The sequence below is a fragment of the Streptomyces sp. NPDC020958 genome (assembly GCF_055562175.1).
Window position 1 is genome coordinate 533,527 of record NZ_JBVHFU010000002.1, and the last position, 23,492, is coordinate 557,018.

Here is a 23,492-nt window from a genome sequence, read left to right on the forward strand (position 1 = left end):
CTCCACGTGCCGGCCGACGCCCACCGGGGCGAACCGGGCCCTTAGATGATCTGGGGCTCGAAGTCCCAGTACGGATGGTTGTGTGCCCGGGCCGCCAGGGTGAGCGGATGAGTGGGGCCGAGGGTCCCGGTGGCCAGTTCGACGGTACGCCCGCTCAGCGCGGCGGCGCCCTCCAGGTCACCGATGAGGTGTCGCAGTGCGGAGGCGTTGAGGGCACAGCCCAGGGTCCACGGGTGCTGCTCGCCGACCGCGGCGGTCATGTCGGTCAGTGCGCGCTCGACCAGGTCGTGCGCGGCCTCGCGTTCGCCGAGAGCCCACAGGACGAGCGCGTGGTTGGCGCGACACCCGACGACGTACGGATGGCTGCCGCCGAGCATCGCCTCATAGCGGACGAGGACCGCCTCGCTCAGCTCCCTGGCCCGGTCGATGTCACCGTGCTCCCGGGCGAGGCAAGCGGCGCCGGCCGCGAATCGCAGGGTCAGCGGGTCGGCCTCGCCCAGCACCCGCTCGGATCGCTCCAACACATGGGCCAGCAGTGTCTCCGCCCCGTGACGGTCGCCACCACGGTAACGGCACAACGCGAGGTTGTACTCGGCTTCGAGGGTCCGCGGATGGTCCGGACCGATGACGACGCGCTGCGCACGCACGTTCTCCTCCTGAAGCGATTCGGCCTCTGCGTACCGGCCCAGCAGTCGCAGGTCGGTCGCGTAGACGAACTCGGAGTACAGCGTCCTCTGGTGGCGGGCCGGCAGTCGCTCACGGCGTGCCTGCAACGTACGTCCGTTCAACTCGAGGGACTCCTCGTACCGGCCCAGCAGTCGTAGCGACTCGGCGACGTTGTTCTGGGCGTCGAGGGTGCGCGGGTCCCGCCGGCCGAGAAGCTCCTGGTAGTCAAGGAGGATCCACTGGGAGATCAGCAGCGCCTCGTCGTAACGGCCCAGGGCGCGCAGGGTCGCGGCGAGGCCGCTGGCCGCGCTCAGGTGCTCCAGCGTATGCGGGCCGTGTTCGTCCCTCAGGTGGTCGACGGCAGCCCGCGTGATGGCTTCTGTCCGGGCGTACTGGCCCGCCTCGCGCAGCAGGTTGGCGTGGTGGTGGACGAGTTCCCAGATCCTCGGGTGCGTCTCGCCGAGCAACGACCGCCACGTCTCCATCGCCCGCTCGCCGAGCCTGATGCCCGCCTCGTACTCACCGGACAGGTACAGGTAGCGCAGGCAGTTGAGGACGAGTTGCTGAACCCGGGGGTCGGTGCTGCCGAGCACGCCCGCGTGGTCGAGGTGCGGAACGATCCCGGCATAGCCGGGCCACGACCGCGGCTCCATCGGGTCGCGGGACTCCGCCTCGGCCAGGGCCCGCCGTACGACCTCGATGAATTCTCGACGGTCGTCGTCCGGCATGTCCTGGTGAACGATCTGGTGCACCATGCGGTGCAGGTACAGGAACTCCCCGGACGAGGTGTGGTCGCCGGGCGCCGTGCCGTGGGATTCCGGACGGACCACCGAGTACTGGCGCAGTTGATCGATCGCCTTGTTCCACAGGAGCGGGTCGCCGAGCAACCCCGCCACCCGTTCGGGCAGTCCTTCGCGGGACATCTCCCTGAGCAGCCGGACGGGCACCAGACCCGGCGCGAAGAACGTGCACAGCCTGAGCAGGACCACGGATTCGGGGACCGTGTCGCGAAGCTTGTTCAACAGGATCGACCACGCCGTCTGGAACGCGACGGGAAAGTCCGCCGAGACCTTGACGACATCGTTCTCGATGCCGTCCTCCAGCAGCTCGACGTAGGCCTGGACCGACAGGTCCGAGTCGTCCAGCCAACCGGCCGTCTGGTCCAGCAACAGCGGCAGATCCTCCAGTGCTTCGGCGAGTCGGTCGGCCTCGACCTCGGCAAGCCGCGTGACGCGCCGCCGGATGAAGGCAACGGACTCGTTCCGTTGGTAGACCCCCACTTCCAGCAGTTCGCTGTCGTGCTCCCGCCACTCGGGGTTCTGGGAGGTGATCAGCACATGGCCGGTACCGGTCGGCACCAGGTCCCAGATCTGGTCGGGCTCGTCAGCGCCGTCCAGGATCAGCAGCCAGAGCCCGTACGGATCGCCTCGCCGGAGCGAGTCGCGCACGGCACGCAGCCGTTCACCGTAGCCGTCGCCGGTGGACAGGCCCAGGGCCGGTGCGAGTTCGGCGAGGCGGCTGCGGCAGGTGATCCGCTTGTCCGCGCTGACCCACCACACCACGTCGTACTCGGAGCCGAATCGGTACGCGTACTCGGCGGCCAGCTGGGTCTTGCCCACCCCCGACATGCCACAGAGGGTCACCGCACCCGCACCCGGCCCGGAGGCTCGGAACCTCTGGTGGACGGTGTTCAGCAGGGCGTCGCGGCCGGTGAACCGGGTGTTGCGACGGGGCACTCCGCCCCATACCTCCGCTGCCGCGTGCGGGAACCGCGGCCCGTGCCACCGGTCCGCAACGGGTTCAGGGGGTCCGGCGGACAGGCCGAGCCGGTCGAGCAGCAGCCGCTCGGCTTCGTCGGAGCCGAGCCCGGTCAGCCCGGCAGGGGCGAGCATCGCCGTGGCCGCAGGCACGGGAGCCGTCGTGACGGACACGGCCGCGAAGTGGGCGGCCTCAGGCGCCACGATCTCCCGTAGGGCCACGTTCCACTCCTCGTGCGTGTGCGGACCGAGCTGGAAGTACCGCTCGCTGACGACGATCAGGACGCGGCCCTGCGCGCGCTTCAGTCCGCGCAGCAGTTCCCGGGGAGTGACCTCCGCAGGACAGTCCCACGGCGCGTGGACCACACGCAGGCCGCGTCGCTCCAACCGGTCGCCGATCCATGCCGCCCAGGCCCCGTCGAACTCCGCAAAGCTGATGGTGACGGCGTCCCGCGGCGTCGGCCCGGCCGGTGTTCGAGCTCCGTACATGCAGTGATCTCCCCCCAATGAACCACCGGAAACCGTCGTCCCGCTAGTGCCTGTCGATCACGGAGCCATGCCGCCGCGTCCACAGGTCTCGCGCTGCCTTCACGTACGCCTCGGCTCGCACCGTGTGTCCCCTGGGCGCGGGAAACTCGGCCATCCGCTCGTGCGTGGCGACGAGATGGTCGACGAACTGGCGCCCCTGCGCGGTGAGGTCGGAGGAACCCACCAGCGCGGGCAGCGCCGCCGCGACCTGGGCACGGTAGTGCGCGTGCTGTTCCCAGGCCCTCTGACGATGTGCCGGACGCTCGGTCCGGAGCGCGTAGCGCTGGAAGAAGTCGGCCAGGGCGAGGTGCGAGTACACGCCCTGCAACAGGCCGTCGTACGGTCGTGAGTCCGGGCGCCAGGGCGCGAAATAGCGTTCCTGCGGCCCGGCGTGGTGCAGCACCAGCATGTCGCTGAGCACGGAGAGTTTCGCGTGCTGGAGTTCGTGCACGAGGGTCGCGGCGAACGTCTCCGACGTGGGGGGTGTGCTGCTCAGCAGCGCTCCGAATGCCTCACGGCGCGTTCCGCTGCAACTGCCCGTTCGCCGGGCGTCCGGGCCGGGCCGAGGTGGTTCGGCGAGCGGGATCAGGCAGCGCAGCAGCGCAACGGCTTCGGCCACGCGGTGCTCACCACCCAGTCGCAGCGCGGCAGCGGTCCCCGACCAAGCCTGCAGCCACCGTTTGCGCCCCTCCTCGTCGAGCACCGTCGGACCGCTCAGGTCGTGATGCCGTGGTCCGCCGTGCACCGTGCGGTACGGATCCAGATCGTCCAGCGGCATGGACGGGCTCTCCGCCAGCAGGCCGGGCAAGGCGTATGCGGGCGTCCAGGCCGGCGCCGCGGACCAGGCGCCGATCCCCTCCTCCACGTGGACCGTGACGTTCACGGACCCCTTCTGGCGCAGCGTCATGCGGCCGTCCGCACAGACGACGTCGACCACGGCGTCCCCGGGCTCGGCCGTGTAGAACGCGCCGAGCGAAGGCAGGGTGAGCACACCGTCCCGGGCCGTCAGCCGTACGGTGAAGGCGATCCCCGCGCGGGCGGCGGCCGCGACGGCGAGCGCACCGAGGTAGGAGAGGTCACGGCCGAGTTCGCGGACGCGCCGCTCGGTCGGCCGTCCGGCTTCCGACTCGAGATGGCGCAGGCACTGACGGACCCAGGGACCGACCATGGGATGGAGGAGACGGGCACGCGCGGGAGTCGTCGCATAGGAGGGCAACGGGTTTCCCTCATCCCCGGCCGAGATCACCCGGTCGGCTTCCGCCAGCAGGTGCCAGTCCTCCCTCGTCCGGCCACGCGCCCCTGCCGGAAGCACCGCCGCGTCCGCGCCCTCGACCGCGTCGAGCAAGGCGCGCAGCATCAGCAGACGCCGGGTGTCCTGGTCCCGTACCAGAGTCGCGAGCGTGTCCGGATCACCTTCGGTGCGCCCCAGTGCGGCCAGGGACCGGGCCGAAAGCGCAGGAAACAACATGGACTCAGGCCTCTCCTCGGTGGACGCCACCTGGACGGCCACAGGGGCCGTGTCCACGGTCCCGGCGAGCCGACTCCTCACGTGCCGGATGAAACGCTGCAGGTCGAGGCAGTACACGGAGGGATTCGCGAAGCCGTATCCGGCCCGGTAGCGGTGGGCGTAGTGGCCGCCGCCACAGACGTCGAGCAGGGAACACGCCCGGCACTGCGCCGAGAGCGCCGCCACGCCCCCCTGCCGAGCCGCCACCCCGGGATGCAGCAGGGCGTCGTCGAAACCGTGCCGGAACACGTCCAGACCGGTCGCGGCGGCGCCGTCGTACGCGGACTTCAGTGAGTCGACCTGTTCGATGGACCCGTCCGTCTCCACGACGACCGCGTCGAAAGGCGCGAGCCCCAGCGACTCGGTGGCGGCCGGCTGGCCCAGCAGCAGCGCGATGCACTCCTCGAACAGCCGTACCCGCACTTCCCGGTGGCTGGACCGCCACCAGCGATCGAAGACCGCGCAGAGCCAGTCGCCGTAGCGTGTGGCCTCCAGGCGGGGCGGCGGCACGGACCAGTTGCCGTGGGGCAGGAGCAGGTCGAGGGCCGGCGGCCGGAGGACGAGCAGGGACTCGTACGTCTCCACCGGGTCGAGGGCGGGGTCGACGACCGTGAGGATTCCGGCATACGCGTCCGGGAAACGCTCCGCGAGCAGACGCGCCCCGCGCGAGGCGGCGGGCCAGGAGGGGCGTCCCGCATGGTCGACGCGGCGGCTGTTGTGCGCGGCGAGCCCGCCGTCCAGGCTGATGCCGACCCGTATGCCGTGCCGGGACAGGAGCGCCGTCCGTTTCTCGGTGAGCAGGGTGCCGTTGGTCTGGACGGTGACATAAACCGTGCATCCGGCAGGAACGCGGTCGCGTACGAGATCGGTGAATCGGACCAGCGTGTCGACACCGGCCAGCAGGGGCTCACCGCCGTGCAGGACGAGCGAGACGGCCGTCAGCCCGTGAGTGCGCGCGTGTTCGGCGATCCGGTCCGCCGTGCGGTCCAGAACCGCTGCCGAGGCCGCCATCGGGCGTCCGCTCCAGGTGTGGTCGGGGCCCTCGTACAGGTAGCAGTAGCGACAGGCCAGGTTGCAGCGACCGTGCACCTTGACTATGAACTGCCGGAACGGAGAGGGCCCGGCGCCGCCACGCGTACCCCCCGGCCCGCGACCGGCCGCAGCGTCTCCAGACACGTCGGTCACCCCCACGCTCCACGACCCCACTCATCCAGCACGAGCACGCAAACGCCGCACATGTACGGCATCGCCTTCCCACCGAGCCGCCGACCACAAACGCGCAGCGTCGACGCTTGTCCGATTAGACCGGCGAGACGGCCGAATCGGCCGGCTGCTCGGTCCGTACCGTCACCGCGCCCTTCCTAGAACGCGTTGTTGAAGCCCCAGAGCATCTCGCTCGGCCGCCCCGCCCGTTCACGCAACTCCTCCAGAACCTGGCTGAGAACCGGGTGCTGAACGGTTCTCAGCTCCTCCAGGTCCAGATCCAGCAGCTCTGGCAACGGCTCGTCCGTCATCTCCCCGTTCCTCTCAGTCGGCCCGCACTCATTCCAGCGCCGCAAGTCGCTCCGCCGTGTCCCGTGCGGTCGGTTCACCCGTGGCCAGCGTGCCCTCGGGCAGCCGTGCCCACTCCGTGCGGGCGGCGCGGTAGGCCTCGCGGGCGGCCCGTGGGCGCGCGGCCGCCTCGTAGGACATACCCCGCCAGTGGTGGGCCTGAGCCCCCAGCACCACCGCTTCCTGACGGCCCCGCTCGGTACGGGCCGCGGCCTCCGCCTCCCGGGCCGACTCGGCGGCGAGCCGGAACGCGTCCACGGCCTCGTCGAGCCGGGCCGGGCGGCCGAGGCTGCGGTAGGCCTCGTACTGCGTCTGTCCCAGGTCGAGCCGGCAGCGGGCGGCCAGCAGCGGATCGTCCGCGGCGGCCGCCGCGTGCGCCGCCAGCCCGAAGAGGTGCTCCGCCTCCCGCAGGTCCACGCGGTCACCGCGCTGCCGGTAGCGCAGGATCAGGGCGCGGCCCAACAGCAGCAGCCGGTGACCGGTGTCGCGGTGGCCGGCCGGGGTCTCCCGGCGGCAGTCCCGCAGGACCCGGATCGCCTGGGACAACGGCGCCCACGCCCGGTCGCCGCCCTCCGCGGCCGCCCGGCGCAGCAGGGCCTCGCCCCACTCGGCCAGGACCTGGGAGTAGCCGGGGTCGTCCCGCGGCATGTCCGCCGCCGCGCTCGCGAACGCGTCCGCCGCCTGCCGGAGTTCACGCGGGTCGCCGGTCTCGGCGTGGCGGGCGACCCGGATCCGCCCGGCCCGCAGGTGCAGCGCGGCCCGCTGACCGCGCCTGCGGGTGACCGCGAGGCTCTCGTCGACCCGGTCCTGGGCCTCGTCGAGGGCGCCGCCCGCGCGCAGCAGGGCGTCCACCAGGTCCAGCCGCACCCGGACCCGGTCCGGGGCCCCCGGGGCGGACTCCAGGGCGTCGCGCAGCGAACGGGAGGCCTGTTCGGCATAGCCGCGGGCCTGTTCGGGGTCGGAGGTGGCGTCGGACAGGCGCAGCAGGACCCGGCCGTGGGCCAGCGGCAGTTCGGGCGGCCGGCGCCTGCGGTCCGGCCAGGCGTCGGCGAACGCCTCCAGCATGCCGACCGCGCCCTGGAGCAGCGCGCTGTCCCCACCGAGCCGCCACTGCGCCTCCAGCGCACCGACCCGTTCCAGCGTCAGCCGCAGCGCCTCCTGCTGGTCGAGGTCGGGGGCGCCGCAGGCCACCGCGTACTCCCGGTCGGCGCGGCGCAGCAGGTCGAGGGCGCCGGCCCGGTCGCCGCGGCGCCTGCGGTCGGTGGCGGCGGCCCCCAGCACCCGGGCCAGGACCGCGCGTTCGCGGCGCGCGTGCGGATGCGCCACGGCCCGCTCCGCGGCCTCCTCGGCCTCGCGCAGCAGGTCGGCGCCGCCCTGCACCTCCCACAGCCGCAGGGTGCAGACGGCGTACTGAGCCCACAGCTGCGGGTCCGCCCCCGGCGGTTCCTCGTGCTCGGTGGCGCCGCGCAGCAGCTGCACGGCGTCGATGAGGTCCTGCACCATGCCCTCGGTGTCGAACCGGACGAGCAGCGCGCGGGCCCGGCCGACGGCCTGGTGCGTGGGGCGTTCTCCCGGTCGCACGGCGGTGTCGCGGCCACCGAAGAGACGGAACTGCTCGGGCAGCGGCATGAAGCGTTCCAGCACCCGGGCGGCGACCTCCGCGAAGGGCTGCGGGACCAGGGTGGCGTCCCCGTGGTCGCCGTTGCGGGCCGGGTAGCCGGTGCCCGGCGGGGGGTACGGGCGCCCGGAGCCGCCGTCGCCGAGCTGGGCGAGGGCGAGGGCCGGGAAGTTGGGGCCGCCCTTGCCGAAGCGCTGCTCGATGTACTCGGAGCAGTGCTTGAGCACGAGCAGCGCCTCGTCGCGGCCGAGGGTGGACAGCAGCGCCTCCTGCACCTCGGGCTCCGTCTCGTACCACTGGGTGCCGTCCGGGCCGTGGTCCTCGCGGGCGCGGGTGACCAGGCCGCCGAGCAGCACCTCGGCGAGTTCGGAGGGGCCGGAGTCCGGCAGCATGGTGCGCTGGACGAGCTGCATCACCGGGAGGCAGAGCGGGGCCGCGGCCAGGTAGACGGCGAGGCGGCCGGCGCTCGGGGAGGCCGTCGACCGGAACCTGCTGACCCGCTCGATCGCCGACAGGGCGCGCCCGGGGCGGGTCGAGGGGGCGGGCGGCTGGTCCGCGCGCACCCAGCCGACCGCGCCCGCCACCGGCCCGGCGCCGATCCCGGCGAGGAGCCTCGCCCATGCCCCGAGCGCCACCGGCTCGGGCGGCAGCACCGGCACGGGTACGGCACCCCGTGGACCGCTCGCGGCGCTCCCGGCCGGGGTGCGCACCCGCAGCGCGGTGGCGCCGCCCAGCGTCTCGCCACGGCTCAGCTCCCCGTAGGTGACCGGGAGCCGGGTGCGGCTCCACATCCGCTGCGGCAGCGGCTGGAGCACGGCGACCGGGGCCTGCCGGGACAGGTGGTGCAGCAGCCGGTGGGCGCGGCCGCTGCGCCACAGCGGGCCGGCGCAGTCGCTGACCAGGACGGTGATACGGCGGCCCGTCGGGTCGCTGAGGCGGTCGGCGGTGTGCAGCGGGGCGGCGTGCGCGTCGGCGCTGCGGCCGACCGTGGCCTCGCCGTCGGGGCCGGTGTGCAGATGGCTGATCTGGATGTCGGCGAAGGCACCCAACTGACTGAAGACCTGGACCAGTTCGGCGAACATGCGGTCCCAGACCCGCATCGACGGGGAGGCCTCCAGAACCAGTTGGAGCCGGGCGTCGCCCCGGGTCACCGCGCGGTACACGGGCAGGATCAGGCCGCCCGCGCGGGCGCTCTGTTCGGCGGTCCCCGTCTCGTCCAGTTCGGTGCGCAACGGCGGAGCGGCACTGCGGTAGGCCTGCAACGGCCGCAAAGCGCGCTGGAGTTCGAGTGGGGCGGGCAGCGCGGGCGCCGCCGGCACGCCGACCGGCAGCCCGGCGATCCGCCCCACGGCCGCGCCGCGCGGGGCGCCGTGCTGCTGCGGCACCGGGTACAGGGCCGCCCGGCGCTCGGCCCCGCCCTCCCCGACGACGGCCGACGGCGGTCGCACCGGCCGGTCCCCGCCCTTCGAGGACGGCACGTCCCCAGGCGGTGCCTTCGGCGGTACGACGGCCCCCACGGCCGGTCCCGGCCGGGCACCGGAATCCGGCGCACCGTCCGCCGCCCCGGTCCCGGACCGCGCGTACCGGGCCAGCCACAGGGCATCACTCAGCCCCTCGGCATCCGGGTCGAGCCCGACCTCCCGCAACCGCCGCACGAACTCGACCAACGGATCACCGTCGCCCCCGAGGTCACGCCCCGGCTCGACCGGGACCTGCCCCGAGCCGTCCTCCCTGACCCGCCCCGCCCCGGCCGGGACTTCGTCCGGGACGGAGGACGCGCGGCCCTGGGCGGGAGCAGTCCGGCCGGGGGCGAACCCGCCACGGTCCGGGCCGGGTGAGCCGTGGCCAGGGGCGGGCGGAGCTTGGCCAGGGGCGGGTGAGTCATGGCCGGGGGCGGGTGAGTCGTGGCCAGGGGCGGGTGGGGCGTGGTCCGGGTCGGGTGGGACGGGGCCGTTTCGCGGTGCTGCGTCCGGCATCAGCGGCTCACCTCGGGCGGTCGAGTCGCTGGATGAGCAGGTCGGCGAGGCGGTCACGGCTGGGCGGGGCGGCCGCGTCGGTGAGATAGATCGCGTTCAGCAGCTGGTCGGTGGCGAGCAGCTCACTGCGGGAGCGCTCGAGGAACCGGTTGATCAGGTCGTCGCCCGCGCGTGCCGCCTCGTCGCCGAGGTGGGCGCGGACGAACGTGGCGAGCCGGTTGTGGTCGGGGCGGTCCAGCTGGAGGTGGATGCAGCGACGCATCAGCGGCGCCGGGAAGTCCCGTTCGCCGTTGCTGGTCAGGACCACGAAGGGGAAGGCGCGGCAGCGCACCCGGCCGTCCCGGACCCGCACCTTGGTGCCGTCGGCGGTGAGCACCTCCGCCTCGCCGTCCGGCAGCCGGTCGGCGATCCGCTGGAGCTCGGGTATCTCGAACTCCCCTTCCTCCAGCACGTTCAGGAGGTCGTTGGGCAGGTCGATGTCGCTCTTGTCGAGTTCGTCGATCAGCAGCACGCGAGGCGTGTCGGAGGGGAGCAGGGCCGTGCCCAGCGGACCGAGGCGGATGTAGCTCCCGATCGCCTCGACGGCACCCGGGGTGCCGCCCGCCGCGCCGTACCCGCCCTGCGCGGCGATCTGGACGTCCTGGAGCCGGGCGATGGCGTCGTAGTGGTAGAGGCCGTCGCGCAGCGCGGAGCGGCTGACGATGGACCAGCGCAGCACGTCCCCCAGGCCCAGTTCGTAGGCGACGGAGTGCGCGAGCGTGCTCTTGCCCGCCCCCGGGCTTCCGGTGACGAGCAGCGGACGGCGCAGGTAGAGCGCCGCGTTGATCATCTCCAGTTCCTCGGCGCCGGGCCGGTGCAGCTCGGCCAGGTGCCGGTGCGCACCGAGCCTGCGGTCCCGCGAGCCGTCGCCGCCGTCCGCCGCGTCCCGGCCGGAGAAGTCCCGCCAAGGGGGCGGCGGGGGCAGCCTGTTCATGCCGTCGTGGGGTTCCCCGGCGCCTCGGTAGATGAGCCACTCACTGGATTCGGTCATGTCCGGTCCTCGTCGTCACTCGTCCGTCCCGTACCCACGGCAGCCGTCGAACGTGCTTCACGTTATCGACCATCAGCACAGCCCGTAAGGGCCTCACACCGGGCGCGCGAGTTCACGGCGCCTCCAGCAGGTCCCCCGCACCGGGCAGGGGGCGGTGCGGATCGTCGTACAGGAGAGCGATGTCCTTGGCCCAGAACGCCTCCGTGAGCCCCTCGCGCACCTGTTTGCGCAGGCCGTGCACCAGGTCGGGCAGCGCCCAGGCGCCGTCCGCGTCGTCGACGGTCATCCGGGCGCCCCGGTGGAACTCCCCGCACACGGAGTCGGTACGGCGGCTCCAGCGCCGCCACAGCACCACCCCGTACCCGGCCCGGACGATCCGGCCGAGGGCGGTGGCGTCGTCCGGGTAGCGCAGGTCGCCCTGGCGGCACAGCACCGGGACGGTGCCCGGCGCCAGGCCGCGCAGCACCGCGACCTCCGACACCGGCCGGCGCACCGCGTCGTCACAGTCGAGTATCTCGGCCCTGGCCCGGGTCACGGACCGCTCGCCCGCCGGGTGCGCGGGGTGCCAGCGGGCCCGTCGGTCGGCGGCCTCGTCGACGCCGGGGAACCCGGCCCCGGCGCCGTGCAGTGCACCGCCCTGGAGTTCGCCGCCGTCGAGTTCGCCGCTCCGGAGTTCGCCGCCCTGAACTTCGTCGTCGTACCAGCCGTCCTCGCCGGGCAGTTGGTCGCGGTCCTTGCAGCGGACCACTACCGGCCGCTCGGCGCCGAGCGGCTCCGCGCCCGGCCGCAGCCGCCACTCGTCCACCGGCAGGTCGAGCAGGAGGTGCGGCAGGGCCGCGTGCAGCGGGACGGGCCGGTCGGGTTCGTCGCAGCGCCGGAAGGCCTCGGCGAGCGGCCCGGCGACCTGCGCGGCGAGGTCGGCCAGCGGGGCGCCCTGCCCGTCGTCCAGCCGGGTCACCTCGCCGTCCGGCCGGAGTACCGCGACCGACCAGTCGCAACGGTCGCGGTTCCAGGCGAGGTGCTCCACTTCGAGCAGGACGGACTGGTCGAGCCCGATGTCACGGGGATGCGCCCGCCCCTCCGCGGCCGTCAGGCCTCCGCTCCGGTGCGCCGGTACCTCTTCGCCCGGCGCTTCCCCCGGCCGGTACGACGGGGCTTCCTCACCGAGCAGGCTCCCGGCAGGGTGCGTCACCAGGTCGCCGGTCCGGTGCGCCAGGGCCGCCTCGGCCGCCGCCTCCCCGGCCCGGTGGCCGGCGCGGTCGCGGCCCGGGCTTACGCGCGGCCGGTCACCGAGGTGCTGGGCGCGCCTGCGGGCGAGTTCGCTGCGGTAGTCGCTGTCCAGGCGGGTCGCGGCCTGCCTGATCCACTCCCACAGGGCCTGTTCGGCGGCGAGCACGAAGGGCGTGACGGGACGCTCGGCGGTCATCACGCGCATCGCGTACTCGGTGACCAGCCGGAGCGCGCCGTCGTGGCGCACGTTCTCGTACAGCGCGCCGAGGCCGTCGCGCCAGCCGCGCGGTGCGGGCGAGAAGGTCGGCAGCCGGAAGCCGGGCAGCGAGTGGAGGATGTCGAGCAGTCCCCGGGTGCTGTCCGGTGGCGGCAGGTCGGCGAGCCGGCCGAGCAGTTCGACCCGCTCGTGCGGGCTGAGCGTGCGGCCCGGACGCGCGCCGAGTTCGGCCTGGAGGTCGGTCCAGGTGGGGCGCCCCGAGTCACTGGGCTGCTGCCGGTCGCGGTGGTGGCGGTCGTGGGCGTGGCAGACGGCCTGGTAGAGGTCGTGCTGGTAGGGGTCGTGGTGACGCAGGCCGTGCCGGTACAGGTCGTGCGGCCGGGCGTTCGGCGCCGCCACCGGGAGGGTGCGCAGCCGTTCGATGCCGATCGACGTGCCGCCCGGCCCGTGGTCCGAGCGCGACTTCAGTACGCCGACGACCTCGCCGCGCACCGGGTCGATCACGGGACCGCCGGAGACGCCGAGCGGCAGCTCGTTCGCGCCCAGGCGCATCTGGGCGCCCGCCGACCAGCCGCCGATGGTGCCGTGCACGGTCAGGAAGCCGTCGAGGGGCTGCGGGCGGCCCTGGAAGGGGGCCCAGCCCGCGTAGAAGACCCGGCCCTCGGTGTAGTGCGGCATCGGCCGCTCGGAGAGGTACACGCACGCGTGGTCCACCGGCTCGCGCAACCGGACCAGGGCCAGGTCGGGGGCGGGCCAGCTGCCCTGGACGGGGCCCTGGACCTGCTCCGGGAGGGTTGCCGCGACCTTGCCGGGTACGGCGCGCGGCTCGTCGTAGGGGCCGGTCTGATAGATCACGGTGACCTCGCCCCCCTCTCCGCCGTGGATCACATGAGCGCAGGTCAGCACCCAGTTGGGTGCGACGAAGAAGCCGCTGCCGAGGAACGCCCCCGACTCCTCCGGGGCATACCCGACGCCCGTGCGGTGGATGCGCACGGTGGCGGCCGTGACAAGTTCACGCAGCGCATGGTGGGCCGGATCCCAGCCGCCGGATGCGCCCCCGTCGTACCCGTCCGTCATGCCGCGTCTCCCGGACCGGCCGCCTGGCCGCCCCCGTGCACCAAGGCGCCACGGGACGCGCCCGCGCGGGGCCATGAGCGGCCACGGGCCGGTTCACCGGCCCCGACATCAGGCTCCGCCGTTCCGTCACCGTCCCGCCCGCCGGTTCCTACCGGACCACCACAGGCCCGCGTATCCGGCCCTGCCGGACCACCACAGGCCCGCGTATCCGGCCCTACCGGACCACCACAGGCCCGCGTATCCGGCCCTACCGGACCACCACAGGCCCGCACGTCCTGACCCCCCGGACCGGCGCCGGACGCCCCCTCCGGACCGGCCGGCCCCCCACCGGGCCGCCCTTCCGGCCCCACCGAACCACCACCAGACCGACCCCCCGGACCAGCCGACCCACCACCCGGCCGACCTCCCGGATCAGGTGGGCCGTCTCCCTTCCAGGTGAGGGTCACGGTGATGGCGGCCTTCGCCTCCCCGTCCGCGAGCAGTCCCACCACCTTCCCGGCCTTCGCGGTCAGCTCGATCCCGAACTCGACGCTCACCTCGTCGGGCCGCACGGCGCGCAGCGGCTCGGCGAGCGACCGCGCGACCCCGTTGACCAGCGCGCCGAGGCTCTCGACACTCGCCTCCACCCGTTCGGTCAGCCCGGTGTCCGTGAACGACAACTCCCCCGACGGCACCTCCAGTTCCGCGGCCCCCGAGATCCGCGCCCACACGGGTGTGCCGTCCGGCAACCGCACCCGCGCGATCCGCGTGACGTCCTGCTCCATACCGCTCCCCCGCTCCCCCGTGTCCCCGAGCCCCGTGTGCTCCCTACGCCGTACCGTTCGTGGTTTCCCGCCCTCTCCGCACGGGAAGACACCGCCGTTCCCATCCCACGGGGAAAGAGTCCTTCCCCCGGAAGGGGAGCCCTACCCTTCGCCGGCGGCACGCCTTCACCCTCCGCCTAGGCTGGTAGGCGCCCATCACCGGGCATCCACACAGGCATGCAGGAGAGCGACCCATGTACTTCACCGACCGAGGCATCGAGGAACTGGAGAAGCGGCGCGGCGAGGAAGAGGTCACCTTCGAGTGGCTCGCGGAACAACTCCGCACGTTCGTCGACCTGAATCCCGACTTCGAGGTCCCGGTGGAACGCCTGGCGACCTGGCTGGCCCGCCTGGACGACGAGGACGAGGAGTAGGACGAGGAGCAGGACGAGGGTGAAGCGCCCCGGGTCGGTCAGTCCCGGGGCAGCAACGTCGCGTACGACAGCTCCAGCACCCCGTGCACCACCAGCAGCACCCCCGCCGCGATCCACGGCACACTGCGCCGCCGCGCACCCCAGATCACGGTCGGCAGCCCCACGCACACCTCACCCCACGCCACGCCGGACCGGTCCATCGGCATGCCCTCACGCTAAGCGCTTCGTCCCCACATCGCCCGTTGTGCCGTCTACACCCTCGCACATATCGCGCACATGGCACATCTCGCACATCTCGCCCGCCGTCAACTCCACGACTGGCCCCTCACACGAAAGAGCGCCTTGACTTCACGCGGCCGCGATATATCGTGTTTATGGAAGACGCGATATGGCGCGAACCGCCATCCCGGCAGCCGCGTCCACGTCCACGTCCAGCCGCATGCCCGGCCCGAGGGAGGTCCGCACCATGTCCGAGTGGTCCGTCGCTGAACCCAGGAAGCTCACCTTCGACACCCCCGTGAGCGATCTGCACGTCCGTATCGTCAACGGAACGGTCAACGTCGTGGGCACGGACGAGGGTTCCGCCCGACTGGAGATCTCCGAGATCGAGGGTCCGCCCCTGATCGTCACGCACCAGGACGGCACACTCACCGTGGCCTACGAGGACCTGCCCTGGAAGGGCTTCCTCAAGTGGCTCGACCGCAAGGGCTGGCGGCGCAGCGCGGTCGTCTCGCTGACCGTCCCGGTGGACACCCACGTGGAGGTGGGCGTGGTCGGAGCCGCCGCGGTCGTGTCGGGGATCAACGGCACCTCGGTGGTGAAGGGCGTCACCGGCGACACCACCCTGGTCGGCCTCTCCGGCGAGGTCCGCGCGGACACCGTCTCAGGCAATCTGGAGGCCCAGGCGGTCACCGGCGACCTGCGGTTCAACTCCGTCTCCGGCGACCTGACCGTGGTCGAGGGGTCCGGCTCCGCCGTACGCGCCGACTCGGTGAGCGGCTCCATGATCATCGACCTGGATCCGGACGGCCCGACCGACGTCAGACTGACCAGCGTCTCCGGCGAGATCGCCATCCGGCTGCCGCACCCGGCCGACGCCGAGGTGGAGGCCAACACCGCGAGCGGCACGATCTCCAACGCCTTCGACGGCCTGCGGGTGCACGGCCAGTGGGGCGCCCACAAGATCACCGGCCGTCTCGGCGCGGGCAACGGCAAGCTCCGCGCCACCACGGTCTCCGGCTCCATCGCCCTGCTGCGCCGCCCGCCCAAGGAGGACGAGGACGAGAAGTCGGCATGGGAGGCCACGTCCCCCACGGAACCGACCCCGGCCGCCCCCTCCACCCCGGCCGACGGCACGACTGACGGCGCGACCGACGGCACGACCGACAAGAAGGTGCTCTGACATGCCTCCCGTCTTCGCCCACGGCCGCCTCCGCCTCTACCTGCTCAAGCTGCTGGACGAGGCTCCGCGCCACGGCTACGAGGTGATCCGGCTGCTGGAGGAGCGCTTCCAGGGCCTGTACGCCCCGTCGGCCGGCACCGTGTACCCCCGCCTGGCCAAGCTGGAGGCGGAGGGCCTGGTCACCCACACCACCGAGGGCGGCCGCAAGGTGTACGCCATCACGGACGCCGGCCGGGCGGAACTGGCGGACCGAAGCGGCGAGTTGGCCGACCTGGAGCTGGAGATCCGCGAGTCGGTGGCCGAGTTGGCCGCCGAGATACGGGCCGATGTGCGCGGCGCGGCCGGTGACCTGCGCCGCGAGGTGCGCGCGGCCGCCTCCGAGGCCCGGCGCGGCAGCGGCGGCACGAGCGCCGGTGAGCACACCGACCTGGGGGACAAGGAGTCGTGGCGGGCCGCGAAGGAGGAGATGCGCCGCGTCAAGCAGGAGTGGAAGGAGCAGGCACGCCGCGCGAAGGACGAGAGCCGCCGGGCCCGTGACGAGGCCCAGCGGGCCCGCCGGCAGGCCCAGGAGGCCCAGGCGCACGCCCGCGCCCAGGCCCAGGAGGAGATGCAGCGCATCGCCCGCAGAGTGCAGGAGCACGTCCAGGACCACTTCGCGCGCGGTGACTGGCCGACGGGCGTCCGCGAGGGACTGAGCGAACTCGTCAAGGAGTTCGGGGACTTCGGGAAGGACTACGGCAAGGGGTTCGGCAAGGACTTCGGTTTCGGCCGCCCCGAGCAGGAGCCGGGGACGGGACCGGACCTGCGCAAGCCGGCCCAGGCACCGTCGCCGTCGCCGGAGTACTCGGAGACCCCGGAGGACTTCCCCGCGGAGTACGTCCCGGCGTGGGCGCACGGCGACGAGACCGACACCGGCGACCCGGCCCGTGACCTCGACCGGCTCCTGGACCGCTTCCGCGACGACATCCGGGACGCGGCCCGCGACCACGGCGTCACCCCCGAACAGCTCCGCGACGCCCGCGGCCAGCTGTCGACGGCGGCGGCACGCATCGGGGCGCTGCTGCGCACCCCGAAGCGCTGACGGAGGAGCCGGTGCGGCCGCCGTTCACTGGTTCGTGAGGACGATCTTCCCGAACACGTCTCCGGAGGCCAGCCGTTCGAAGCCCTCGCGGGCACGGTCGAGCGGCAGCAGTTCGTCGACGACGGGGCGCACACCGGTGGTGGCGCAGAAGGCCAGCAGGTCCTCCAGTTCGTCCTTGGTGCCCATGGTCGAGCCGACGACCTTCAGTTCCAGGAAGAAGATCCGGGTGAGCTCGGCGTGCGAGGGGCGGTCGCCGCTGGTGGCGCCGGAGATGACGAGGGTGCCACCGGGGCGCAGCGACTTCACCGAGTGGGACCAGGTGGCGGCGCCGACGGTCTCGATGACGGCGTCCACCCGCTGCGGCAGCCGGGCGCCCGGCTCCACCGCCTCGACGGCACCGAGCTCCAGGGCCCGCTTACGCTTGGCCTCGTCGCGGCTGGTGGCGAAGACCCGCAGTCCGGCGGCCCTGCCGAGGACGATGGCGGCGGTGGCGACACCACCGCCGGCGCCCTGCACCAGCACGGAGTCGCCGGGCCGCACGCCGGCGTTGGTGAAGAGCATCCGGTACGCCGTCAGCCAGGCGGTCGGCAGGCACGCGGCCTCCGCGAAGGACAGCTCCCTGGGCTTGGGCAGGATGTTCCAGGTGGGCACGGTGACCTGTTCGGCGAAGGTGCCCTGGTAGCGCTCGGTGAGGATGGACCGGGGCTCGTTCGGGCCGACCCCGTGACCGCTCTGCCCGATCACGGAGTGCAGGACGACCTCGTTGCCGTCCTGGTCGACGCCCGCGGCGTCGCAGCCGAGGATCATCGGCAGCCGGTCCTCCGGGAGACCGACGCCGCGCAGGGACCAGAGGTCGTGGTGGTTGAGGGAGGCGGCCCGCACATCGACGGTACTCCAGCCGGGCCGGGCGGTCGGGGCGGGACGGTCCCCCAACTCAAGGCCGGAGAGCGGCTGGTCGCGGTCGATTCGGGCGGCGTAGACGGCGAACATAAGCCCGACGATAGGTTCCTGCGCCCGCAGGCGAAACCGGGGGCCCGTGTGACACATCCCCTCTTGCGCCCGGTCAGGGGCGCTGGGGCACCCCCAGCCGTCGGCGGCCCCTGCCGACCCCGGCGCGAGGGTCCGGGGGCGGCAGCCCCAGCACAACGGTCACCTTGTGGACACCCGATCGGGTGGGCGGATGGGCAAAGAAATGGCCCCGCTCAAGAAGAACGGGGCCATTCGGCGCCAGGTCAGCGGCGCGCAACCCCCTCGGCCCGCGCAGCAGCCGCCACCGCCGCGGTCACCGCGGGTGCGACGCGCTCGTCGAAGGGAGACGGAATGACGTAGTCGGCGGCCAGATCGTCGCCGACCACCGCCGCCAGCGCCTCCGCCGCCGCGATCTTCATCCCCTCGGTGATCCGGGAGGCCCGCACCTGGAGGGCACCGGCGAAGATCCCGGGGAACGCCAGCACGTTGTTGATCTGGTTCGGGAAGTCCGACCGTCCGGTGGCCACGACCGCCGCGTACTTGTGGGCGACGTCGGGGTGGACCTCGGGGTTCGGGTTGGCCATGGCGAAGACGAAGGAGCCCTCCGCCATGGAGGCGACGGCCTCCTCGGGGACCGTGCCGCCGGAGACGCCGATGAAGACGTCCGCGCCCGCCAGCGCGTCCTCGAGGGTGCCCTTGAGCCCGGCCTTGTTGGTGAACCCGGCGACCTGGCGCTTGACGTCGGTGAGGTCGTCGCGGTCGGCCGAGATGATGCCCTTGCGGTCGGCGAGGGCGACGTCGCCGATCCCGGCCTCGACCAGCATCTTGGCGATGGCGACCCCGGCCGCGCCGGCGCCCGAGATCACCGCCCGCAGCTGCCCGATCTCCCGGCGGCTGAGCCGGGCCGCGTTCCGCAGCGCCGCCAGCGTGACCACGGCCGTGCCGTGCTGGTCGTCGTGGAAGACCGGGATGTCCAGCCGCTCCTGGAGCCGGCGCTCGATCTCGAAGCACCGCGGTGCCGAGATGTCCTCCAGGTTGACCCCGCCGAAGGAGGGGGCCAGCCGGACGACGGTCTCCACGATCTCGTCGACGCCCGTGCAGTCGAGGGCGATCGGGACCGCGTCCACGCCGCCGAACTGCTTGAAGAGGATCGCCTTGCCCTCCATCACGGGGAGGGAGGCCTCGGGACCGATGTCACCGAGGCCGAGCACGGCCGTGCCGTCGGTGACGACGGCGACGACGGACGACTTCCAGGTGTAGTCGTTGACCAGCTCGGGCTGTTCCGCGATCGCGGTGCACACGCGCGCGACTCCGGGCGTGTACGCGAGGGAAAGGTCGTCCTTGTCACGGAGCGGCACGGTGGCCTGCACAGCCATCTTGCCGCCGCGGTGCAGCGCGAACGCCGGATCGAAGGAATCGAGGGGCTCGGCCCCGCCGTCCTGGTCCGCCGTGCTGTCGCTGCGAGGATTGACGATCTCCGCTGCCACTTGTCTTACCCCTTAGGTATGCATGGTTTGAGGGTCGGCCACTCCCGGTGAGGGGGTGGGCGGGCACCGCGCAGAGCCCGATCACTGATACGTACGAGGTGGCACGTACGAGCACCTGCGCGACGGGCGCGCCGCACACGCGCCCTGAGCCCCGGATGAGGGGTGTAATGACCCTTCTTACCGGACGGGCGGCACCCGCGACGAGTCGAATAGGTGCAAGGTCACATCACGGATGTCGTAGACAGTCGACAGATGAGCGGCCGGACGGCCGCGAGATGGCGCCCGACCGCAGCGTGAGATGAACCGGAGATGAACCGAAGATCTTCCGGTCGGAGCGTCGAAATCCCGCAGATGCGCGAGGGTGAGGGCCACAGAGATGCAGCCTGATGCGGTTCGGGGTTCACCCGTTATCCGATTTTGACATCGTCGCACACCTGCATGGAGCAATCCCAATGGCAGGATGCCGTAAACCCACGAGGTCGCGACACCCGAAGGTGTGTGTTTCCGTCGACCCATCGGCTTATCGACATATCAGACACATCGGTATATCGGCTTGTTCAAATCACCGCCGGAGGAACCCACCATGACCGCACGCTCCACCCGTCGTATCACCGTCGCGCGCTCCAGGACCGCAGCGTTCGGTGCGATCGCGGTCGCAGGCACTCTGCTGCTCACCGGCTGCGGCGACCACACGGACAAGAGCAGCGACAACGGCTCGTCCTCCTCGGTGGGCTCCTCGGCCCCGCTGGCGGGCAAGCTGCCCGCGGACATCCGCAAGGCCGGTGTGATCAAGGTCGGCTCCGACATCGCCTACCCGCCGGTCGAGTACATGCAGAACGGCAAGGCCGTCGGTGTCGACCCGGACATCGCGGACGCGCTCGGCAAGCAGCTGGGCGTGCAGTTCCAGTTCCAGAACGGCAAGTTCGACCAGCTCATCGTGGGTCTCCAGGCCAAGCGCTTCAACGTGATCATGTCCGCGATGAACGACACCAAGGACCGCCAGAACGGCATCGACTCCGACAACGGCAAGAAGGTCGGCAACGGCGTCGACTTCGTCGACTACTTCACCGCCGGTACCTCGATCCTGGTCCAGAAGGGCAACCCGAAGGGCATCAAGTCCCTGGACGACCTCTGCGGCAAGGTCGTGGCCCTGCAGAAGGGCACCACGTCCGAGGGCATCGCCAAGGCGCAGAGCACGAAGTGTACGAAGGACGGCAAGAAGGCCATCGACCTGCAGACCTTCGACACCGACCCCGAGGCGTTGCTCCGCCTGAAGCAGGGCGCCTCCGTCGCCGACCTGAACGACTTCCCGGTCGCCGCCTACAACGCCAAGACCTCCGGCGGCGGCAAGGACTTCGAGGTCGTCGGCGACCAGATCGAGGCCGGCCCGTACGGCATCGCGGTCAGCAAGGAGAACACCCAGCTGCGCGACGCGCTGCAGGCCGCGGTGAACGCCATCATCAAGAACGGCGACTACCAGAAGATCCTTGCCAAGTGGAACGTCACCCAGGGCGCGGTCACCGAGGGCAAGGTCAACGGCGGCTCCTGAACGGCCTCGGGCACGACTGAGGGCCGACAAGGTCTATGAAGGGCTGTCACTGTGACTGACACGGTCGACAAGACTCCGGCGCCCTCGGTGCCGCCGGAGCAGATCAAGGCGATCCCGGTACGCCACTACGGCCGCTGGGTGGCCGCCGCGGTGGTCATCGCCATCCTGGTGCTGATCGGCGTCGCGTTCTCCAACGCGAACATCAACTACGGCATCGTCCCGGACTACCTCACCGACGGGACGATCCTGTCGGGCGCCTGGCACACCCTGTACATCTCGGTGCTCGCCATGGTGCTCGGTCTGGTCCTGGGCGTGATCCTGGCGATCATGCGGATGTCGTCGAACCCTGTCACCAGCACGGTGGCCTGGTTCTACGTCTGGTTCTTCCGGGGCACGCCGGTCCTGGTCCAGCTGCTGCTCTGGTACAACATCGCACTCGTGTTCCCCATCCTGAACCTGGGGTTCTACAAGGACGAGATGAACCAGGTCATGACGCCGTTCCTGGCGGCGCTGCTGGGCCTCGGGCTGAACGAGGCCGCCTACATGTCGGAGATCGTCCGGGCCGGCATCCAGTCCGTCGACGAGGGCCAGACGGAGGCCTCGCACGCCCTGGGCATGACTCGCGGGCAGACGCTGCGCCGGGTGATCCTGCCGCAGGCCATGCGGGTGATCGTGCCGCCGACCGGCAACGAGTTCATCAACATGCTGAAGACCTCGTCGCTGGCGTACGTGGTCCAGTTCAACGAGCTGATCAAACGGGCCACGGACATCTCCAGCACCTCGCTGGCGGTGGTCGAGATGTACTTCGTGGCGTCCATCTGGTATCTGATGCTGACCACGGTCTTCAGCATCGTGCAGTACTACATCGAGCGCCGTTACGCCCGCGGCTCCTCGCGCAGTCTCCCGCCGACCCCGTTGCAGCGCCTGCGGAAGAACCTGTCCCAGTGGACTTCGCTGCGTCGCCCGGAGGTGGCCCGATGAGCTCTCTCGCCAAGGACATCACCCCGCCGAGCAGCGGCGCCCCGATGGTCAAGGCGGAGGGGGTGCACAAGTCGTTCGGGCTCGCGCACATCCTCAAGGGCATCGACCTGGAGGTGCTGCCGCGTGAGGTCTTCTGCCTGATCGGTCCGTCCGGTTCCGGCAAGAGCACGTTCCTGAGGTGCATCAACCATCTGGAGAAGATCAGCGCCGGCCGGCTGTACGTCGACGGCCAGCTGGTCGGCTACCGCCAGCACGGCGACAAGCTCTACGAGCTGAAGGAGAAGGAGGTCGCGGCGCAGCGGCGGGAGATCGGCATGGTCTTCCAGCGCTTCAACCTCTTCCCGCACATGACGGCCCTGGAGAACGTCATGGAGGCGCCGGTCCAGGTCAAGGGCGAGTCCAAGGCCGTGGCCCGGGAACGCGCCCAGCGCCTGCTCGACCGGGTCGGCCTCGGCGACCGCACCGGGCACTACCCGGCGCAGCTCTCCGGTGGCCAGCAGCAGCGGGTCGCGATCGCCCGCGCGCTCGCCATGCAGCCGAAGCTGATGCTGTTCGACGAGCCGACCTCGGCGCTCGACCCGGAGCTGGTCGGCGAGGTCCTGGACGTGATGCGGGACCTGGCCGAGGACGGCATGACGATGATCGTCGTCACCCACGAGATGGGCTTCGCCCGCGAGGTGGGCGACAGCCTGGTCTTCATGGACGACGGCGTGGTGGTCGAGTCGGGCCACCCGCGCGACGTCCTGACCAACCCCCAGCACGACCGGACGAAGTCGTTCCTGTCGAAGGTGCTGTAGCGGTACGACGCCGAAGGGGCGGTACGGGATCCCCGTACCGCCCCTTCGGGTCGCCGCCGCCGCTACTTGAGGGCCAGCAGCAGCGTGTCCGAGGGCGAGCACCACACCGGCCTGGCCTCCCCGAACCCCTTCTCGCGCAGCACGCGCGCGTGCCACTGCGCCGAGGGCGTGTCGCCGTCGGCGTGCTCGCCGTAGATCTCGAACCGCCGCGCGGTCGGCCCGGCCAGTACCGGGTCCTGCGCGGCCAGTTGCCACCACTCGGCCCAGTCCAGCGCCCCCGCCGCCCTGGCCTGTTCCATGCGCAGGTGCCGCCTCGCCCGATCCGCCGCGTTGATCCGGGGCGTGCTGTCGTCGATCATGTGGTCCGCGTTCATGAAGACACCGCCGTCGCGGACGAGTCCCGCGACCTGACCGTAGAGGGCCGCGAGGGGTTCGGTGTGCAGCCAGTGCAGGGCCGTGGCGGTCAGCACGGCGTCGTACGAGTCGTACGGCAGCCGCGTGACCCACTGCGGGTCCTTGAGGTCGGCGGTGACGAACGTGACCCGGTCGTCGCCCGCGAAGGTGCCCTCGGCGATGGCCAGCAGGGCCGGGTCGAGGTCGACCCCGGTGCTCACCGCGTCGGGGAGGCGGGCCAGCAGCCGGGCGGTGATGCTGCCGGTGCCGCAGGCCAGGTCGAGGACGCGGGGCGCGGTGCCGACGAGCGCCTCGACCATGTCGAGCATGATCCGGAACCGTTCCTCGCGGTCCGGCATGTACCACTCCTGCTGCCGGTCCCAGCTGTCCTGCCAGGCTCCCCAGTCGGCCCCGGTTCCGGCCTCGGCCGTCGTGACGTCGTTGCTGTCGCTGATGTCGCTCATGGCAACCCTCCACCGTCCACGTCCCGTAATACCCT

The 23,492-nt window shown here is 72.0% G+C and carries 16 protein-coding genes and 2 pseudogenes; 6 read left to right on the plus strand and 12 right to left on the minus strand.

Annotated features, from left to right (window positions below):
- Positions 1-41: 41 nt before the first annotated feature.
- The 8 genes and pseudogenes from fxsT to ACZ3KP_RS08215 all read right to left on the minus strand — a co-directional run.
- Positions 42-2,912 carry an FxSxx-COOH system tetratricopeptide repeat protein gene (fxsT, locus tag ACZ3KP_RS08180; RefSeq protein WP_467497434.1) on the minus strand — a complete coding sequence of 957 codons (2,871 nt, stop codon included), beginning with the start codon at positions 2,910-2,912 and terminating at the stop codon, positions 42-44.
- 43 nt (positions 2,913-2,955) lie between these two features.
- Positions 2,956-4,419 (minus strand): aKG-HExxH-type peptide beta-hydroxylase, encoded by a 1,464-nt coding sequence (locus ACZ3KP_RS08185; RefSeq protein WP_467498065.1) that lies wholly within the window; start codon positions 4,417-4,419, stop codon positions 2,956-2,958.
- Positions 4,420-4,473: 54 nt separating this feature from the next.
- Positions 4,474-5,556, minus strand: a pseudogene (locus tag ACZ3KP_RS08190) (FxsB family cyclophane-forming radical SAM/SPASM peptide maturase); the annotation flags it as partial.
- A gap of 263 nt (positions 5,557-5,819) precedes the next feature.
- A complete protein-coding gene (gene fxsA, locus ACZ3KP_RS08195; protein WP_467497436.1) occupies positions 5,820-5,972 on the minus strand; it encodes an FxSxx-COOH cyclophane-containing RiPP peptide in 153 nt (50 codons plus the stop codon).
- A gap of 28 nt (positions 5,973-6,000) precedes the next feature.
- On the minus strand, positions 6,001-9,294 hold the full coding sequence (locus tag ACZ3KP_RS08200) for an SAV_2336 N-terminal domain-related protein (protein WP_467497438.1): 3,294 nt from the start codon (positions 9,292-9,294) through the stop codon (positions 6,001-6,003).
- A gap of 316 nt (positions 9,295-9,610) precedes the next feature.
- On the minus strand, positions 9,611-10,633 hold the full coding sequence (locus ACZ3KP_RS08205) for an AAA family ATPase (RefSeq protein ID WP_132888818.1): 1,023 nt from the start codon (positions 10,631-10,633) through the stop codon (positions 9,611-9,613).
- Positions 10,634-10,745: 112 nt separating this feature from the next.
- A complete protein-coding gene (locus tag ACZ3KP_RS08210; RefSeq protein ID WP_467497440.1) occupies positions 10,746-13,157 on the minus strand; it encodes a VMAP-C domain-containing protein in 2,412 nt (803 codons plus the stop codon).
- A gap of 287 nt (positions 13,158-13,444) precedes the next feature.
- Positions 13,445-13,921 (minus strand): annotated as a pseudogene (locus ACZ3KP_RS08215) (CU044_2847 family protein); the annotation flags it as partial.
- 233 nt (positions 13,922-14,154) lie between these two features.
- On the opposite strand from ACZ3KP_RS08215, the gene ACZ3KP_RS08220 reads away from it, so the two are divergent.
- Positions 14,155-14,334: a DUF6104 family protein gene (locus ACZ3KP_RS08220; protein ID WP_023586593.1), complete on the plus strand. Its 180-nt coding sequence runs from the start codon at positions 14,155-14,157 to the stop codon at positions 14,332-14,334.
- 38 nt (positions 14,335-14,372) lie between these two features.
- Here ACZ3KP_RS08220 and ACZ3KP_RS08225 read toward each other — a convergent pair whose 3' ends face one another.
- The gene (locus ACZ3KP_RS08225) at positions 14,373-14,540 is read right to left on the minus strand and encodes a hypothetical protein (protein ID WP_467497442.1); all 168 of its coding nucleotides are present in this window, start codon (positions 14,538-14,540) and stop codon (positions 14,373-14,375) included.
- Between the two features lie 260 nt (positions 14,541-14,800).
- Between ACZ3KP_RS08225 and ACZ3KP_RS08230 the strand changes: the two genes are divergently transcribed.
- Positions 14,801-15,736: a DUF4097 family beta strand repeat-containing protein gene (locus tag ACZ3KP_RS08230; protein WP_467497444.1), complete on the plus strand. Its 936-nt coding sequence runs from the start codon at positions 14,801-14,803 to the stop codon at positions 15,734-15,736.
- Position 15,737: 1 nt separating this feature from the next.
- Positions 15,738-16,817, plus strand: a complete 1,080-nt coding sequence (locus tag ACZ3KP_RS08235; RefSeq protein WP_467497446.1) for a PadR family transcriptional regulator — start codon at positions 15,738-15,740, stop codon at positions 16,815-16,817.
- A gap of 24 nt (positions 16,818-16,841) precedes the next feature.
- Here the strand turns inward: ACZ3KP_RS08235 and ACZ3KP_RS08240 are convergent, their stop codons facing one another.
- Together ACZ3KP_RS08240 and ACZ3KP_RS08245 are read right to left on the minus strand one after the other, a co-directional pair.
- On the minus strand, positions 16,842-17,807 hold the full coding sequence (locus ACZ3KP_RS08240; RefSeq protein ID WP_358981483.1) for a zinc-binding dehydrogenase: 966 nt from the start codon (positions 17,805-17,807) through the stop codon (positions 16,842-16,844).
- A gap of 242 nt (positions 17,808-18,049) precedes the next feature.
- A complete protein-coding gene (locus tag ACZ3KP_RS08245; protein WP_046731184.1) occupies positions 18,050-19,273 on the minus strand; it encodes an NAD(P)-dependent malic enzyme in 1,224 nt (407 codons plus the stop codon).
- Between the two features lie 583 nt (positions 19,274-19,856).
- On the opposite strand from ACZ3KP_RS08245, the gene ACZ3KP_RS08250 reads away from it, so the two are divergent.
- The 3 genes from ACZ3KP_RS08250 to ACZ3KP_RS08260 are packed head-to-tail and all read left to right on the plus strand — an operon-like array spanning position 19,857 to position 22,600.
- Positions 19,857-20,822: an ABC transporter substrate-binding protein gene (locus tag ACZ3KP_RS08250; protein WP_467497449.1), complete on the plus strand. Its 966-nt coding sequence runs from the start codon at positions 19,857-19,859 to the stop codon at positions 20,820-20,822.
- Between the two features lie 51 nt (positions 20,823-20,873).
- Complete coding sequence (locus ACZ3KP_RS08255; RefSeq protein WP_467497451.1) at positions 20,874-21,803, plus strand: amino acid ABC transporter permease; 930 nt, start codon at positions 20,874-20,876, stop codon at positions 21,801-21,803.
- Positions 21,800-22,600, plus strand: a complete 801-nt coding sequence (locus ACZ3KP_RS08260) for an amino acid ABC transporter ATP-binding protein (protein WP_467497453.1) — start codon at positions 21,800-21,802, stop codon at positions 22,598-22,600. The genes ACZ3KP_RS08255 and ACZ3KP_RS08260 overlap by 4 nt, the downstream gene beginning before the upstream one ends.
- Positions 22,601-22,662: 62 nt before the next feature.
- On the opposite strand, the gene ACZ3KP_RS08265 is transcribed toward ACZ3KP_RS08260, so the two are convergent.
- A complete protein-coding gene (locus tag ACZ3KP_RS08265; protein WP_467497455.1) occupies positions 22,663-23,457 on the minus strand; it encodes a class I SAM-dependent methyltransferase in 795 nt (264 codons plus the stop codon).
- Between the last annotated feature and the right edge of the window lie 35 nt (positions 23,458-23,492).

What these genes read in the sequence shown, in the direction of transcription:
- ACZ3KP_RS08225 (WP_467497442.1), bottom strand. Translation starts at nt 14,540, where the DNA reads ATGCCGATGGACCGGTCCGGCGTGGCGTGGGGTGAGGTGTGCGTGGGG.
- ACZ3KP_RS08210 (WP_467497440.1), bottom strand. Translation starts at nt 13,157, where the DNA reads ATGACGGACGGGTACGACGGGGGCGCATCCGGCGGCTGGGATCCGGCC.
- ACZ3KP_RS08260 (WP_467497453.1), top strand. Translation starts at nt 21,800, where the DNA reads ATGAGCTCTCTCGCCAAGGACATCACCCCGCCGAGCAGCGGCGCCCCG.
- ACZ3KP_RS08230 (WP_467497444.1), top strand. Translation starts at nt 14,801, where the DNA reads ATGTCCGAGTGGTCCGTCGCTGAACCCAGGAAGCTCACCTTCGACACC.
- ACZ3KP_RS08240 (WP_358981483.1), bottom strand. Translation starts at nt 17,807, where the DNA reads ATGTTCGCCGTCTACGCCGCCCGAATCGACCGCGACCAGCCGCTCTCC.
- ACZ3KP_RS08265 (WP_467497455.1), bottom strand. Translation starts at nt 23,457, where the DNA reads ATGAGCGACATCAGCGACAGCAACGACGTCACGACGGCCGAGGCCGGA.
- ACZ3KP_RS08250 (WP_467497449.1), top strand. Translation starts at nt 19,857, where the DNA reads ATGACCGCACGCTCCACCCGTCGTATCACCGTCGCGCGCTCCAGGACC.
- ACZ3KP_RS08235 (WP_467497446.1), top strand. Translation starts at nt 15,738, where the DNA reads ATGCCTCCCGTCTTCGCCCACGGCCGCCTCCGCCTCTACCTGCTCAAG.
- ACZ3KP_RS08220 (WP_023586593.1), top strand. Translation starts at nt 14,155, where the DNA reads ATGTACTTCACCGACCGAGGCATCGAGGAACTGGAGAAGCGGCGCGGC.
- fxsA (WP_467497436.1), bottom strand. Translation starts at nt 5,972, where the DNA reads ATGACGGACGAGCCGTTGCCAGAGCTGCTGGATCTGGACCTGGAGGAG.
- ACZ3KP_RS08185 (WP_467498065.1), bottom strand. Translation starts at nt 4,419, where the DNA reads ATGTTGTTTCCTGCGCTTTCGGCCCGGTCCCTGGCCGCACTGGGGCGC.
- ACZ3KP_RS08205 (WP_132888818.1), bottom strand. Translation starts at nt 10,633, where the DNA reads ATGACCGAATCCAGTGAGTGGCTCATCTACCGAGGCGCCGGGGAACCC.
- fxsT (WP_467497434.1), bottom strand. Translation starts at nt 2,912, where the DNA reads ATGTACGGAGCTCGAACACCGGCCGGGCCGACGCCGCGGGACGCCGTC.